Source organism: Streptomyces sp. 8L (assembly GCF_020176795.1).
Classification (GTDB): Bacteria; Actinomycetota; Actinomycetes; order Streptomycetales; family Streptomycetaceae; genus Streptomyces.
Map to the genome: position 1 here is coordinate 1 of NZ_JAIUKE010000776.1, position 1,681 is coordinate 1,681.

Genomic DNA, 1,681 nt, shown 5'->3' on the forward strand with positions numbered 1-1,681 from the left:
ATGAGCGGTCTTCGTTCCGTGGCAGGGATGAGCGTCCGGCGTTTCGTCGTGATGACCGCCCGGCTCCGCGTCGTGACGATCGTCCGGCTCCGCGTCGTGACGACCGTGGCGGCGACCAGCGCGGCGGTTTCCGCGGTGGCCGTGACGACCGGCCCGCGCCGCGTCGTGACGACCGGCCCGCGTTCCGCAGGGACGACCGCGGCGGTGAACGCCCCCCGTTCCGCCGTGACGACCGTCCGGCCCGGTACGACGACCGCCGTGACGACCGGCCGCGTGGTCCGCGCCGTGACGACGACCGCGGTGGCCGTCCCGGCGGGGGTGGCTTCGGACGCCGTGACGACCGCGACCGGGGCGGGCGCCCCACGGGCGGCGGTGGCTACGGCCGCAGGGACGACCGCGGCGGCGACCGCGGTGGGTTCCGGGGTGGACGCGACGACCGCGACCGTGGCGGCTTCCGGCGCGACGACCGCCGTGACGACCGGCGGGGAGGCGGTGGCTTCGGGCGCCGTGACGACCGCGATCGCGACCGGGACAGGGGAGACAGGGACAGGGAGCCCGTGCGGCGGCTGCCGATCCCGCCCGAGGTCACCGGCGAGGAGATCGACAGGGACGTGCGGCAGGAGCTCATGAGCCTGCCCAAGACGCTCGCCGACGACGTCGCCCGCAACCTCGTGATGGTCGCGCAGCTCATCGACGAGGACCCCGAGCAGGCGTACGCCTACTCACGTATCGCGCTCCGGCTCGCGTCCCGCGTCGCCGCCGTACGGGAGGCCGCCGGCTTCGCCGCCTACGCGACACAGAAGTACGCCGAGGCGCTGGCCGAGTTCCGGGCGGCGCGGCGCATGACCGGCAACGTCGACCTGTGGCCCGTCATGGCCGACTGCGAGCGGGGGCTCGGCAGGCCGGAGCGCGCGCTCGCGATGGCGGGCGAGTCCGAGGTGCAGAAGCTGGACAAGGCCGGCCAGGTCGAGATGCGGCTCGTGGCCGCGGGCGCGCGCCGGGACATGGGGCAGCTCGACGCCGCCATCGTGACCCTCCAGAGCCCCGAGCTGGCCTCGCACGCCGTCCATCCGTGGACCGCCCGGCTGCGCTATGCCTACGCGGACGCGCTCCTCGCGGCCGGCCGCGAGGGTGAGGCGCGGGAGTGGTTCGCGCGTGCCAACGAGTCCGACAAGGACGGTGCGACGGACGCCTCCGACCGGCTGGCCGAGCTCGACGGCATCGAGTTCGTGGACGCGCTGGGCGAGGCCGACGCCGACGACGCCACCACCGACACCGACACCGACTCCGACGACGACTCCGACACCGACGCCGCCGACAGCGCCGACGCGCGGGCCGAGGACGATTCCGAGTCCGGGGACCGCGTCGAGTCCGACGACGACGAGAACGTCGAGAACGCCGAGAACGACGCGTCCCCCGAGGACGAGAACGGCGACGGCCACGGGAGCCGGGCCGAGGACGAGGCCCCGGCTGCCCCCGGCGAGGCCCCTCGGGTGGCCCCGCGGGACGCCGGGGACGAGGACTGACCGCTCGCCCCGAGGGCGGGGCGGAACGGGGGGGGGGGGGGGGGGGGGGGGGGGGGGGGGGGGGGGGGGCCCCCCCCCCCGCCGCGGAGGGGGACAGCCGGCTGTTCGGCACGGTCCCCGACGAACTGCTGCTCGCCCGGGTCCTCGGCCGGTAC

1 protein-coding gene and 1 pseudogene are annotated in these 1,681 nt (G+C 76.3%); both read left to right on the plus strand.

The window, feature by feature from the left end; translation table 11 throughout:
• Nucleotides 1-630 (plus strand): annotated as a pseudogene (locus LCE31_RS38585) (hypothetical protein); the annotation flags it as partial.
• On the plus strand, nucleotides 612-1,526 hold the full coding sequence (locus tag LCE31_RS38590) for a tetratricopeptide repeat protein (protein ID WP_225022875.1): 915 nt from the start codon (nucleotides 612-614) through the stop codon (nucleotides 1,524-1,526). The pseudogene LCE31_RS38585 and the gene LCE31_RS38590, both read left to right, overlap by 19 nt.
• Nucleotides 1,527-1,681 lie beyond the last annotated feature (155 nt).